This is a genomic window from Elstera litoralis, assembly GCF_000963705.1.
Lineage (GTDB): Bacteria > Pseudomonadota > Alphaproteobacteria > Elsterales > Elsteraceae > Elstera > Elstera litoralis.
Map to the genome: position 1 here is coordinate 1 of NZ_LAJY01000965.1, position 606 is coordinate 606.

Consider the following 606-nt stretch of genomic DNA (forward strand, 5'->3'; position numbering starts at 1 on the left):
AAAGCCGCCGACCGGATGGGAAAAAACTATCGCGCTGCAAAAGATTGACCTTTTGTGACGCCAGCAAATTGATTTTGATTCAAATTACATAAAATTCGATTAACGAAATAAGAAAGAGGGCGGCCTAATCGCCACCCCCTTGCTGCCGAACGTTACGCGGCCTGAACGTTAATGCCGCGCGTATTGAGCATTTCGATTAACTCGCCGCTTTCATGCATTTCGCGAACGATATCACAGCCGCCAATGAACTCGCCCTTAACGTAAAGTTGGGGAATCGTTGGCCATTCGCTATATTCTTTAATACCTTGGCGAATGCCGGGGTCTTGCAGCACGTCAATCCCTTTGAACGGCACGTTCAGATGATTGAGAAGCTGCACAACGGCAGCGGAAAATCCGCACATCGGAAAAACCGGGGTGCCCTTCATAAACAGAACCACGTCATTCCCAGTCACTTCCTGGTGAATGCGGTCCCGAACGGTTGCGTCAGTCATAGCTTTATCCTTTCAGGGAAGATCAGGCGTCGGGCGTTGCGGTTTGCAGGGCGAGCGCATGCAGCTCGCCCCCCATTTTGCCGCGTAAGGCCGCATAGACCATTTGATGCTGTTG

Annotated in this window: 2 protein-coding genes; both read right to left on the reverse strand. The window is 51.2% G+C overall.

All coding sequences use genetic code 11. The annotated features are described in order from the left end of the window. Nucleotides 1-152: 152 nt before the first annotated feature. Nucleotides 153-491 (reverse strand): Grx4 family monothiol glutaredoxin, encoded by a 339-nt coding sequence (grxD, locus tag VZ95_RS20975; RefSeq protein WP_045777597.1) that lies wholly within the window; start codon nt 489-491, stop codon nt 153-155. Nucleotides 492-513: 22 nt separating this feature from the next. Then, nucleotides 514-606, reverse strand: a 93-nt coding sequence (locus tag VZ95_RS20980) for a BolA/IbaG family iron-sulfur metabolism protein (protein WP_045777598.1), incomplete at its 5' end; no start/stop codon positions are given.

Coding starts and splice junctions, on each gene's coding strand:
- grxD (WP_045777597.1), bottom strand. CDS start 491: ATGACTGACGCAACCGTTCGGGACCGCATTCACCAGGAAGTGACTGGG.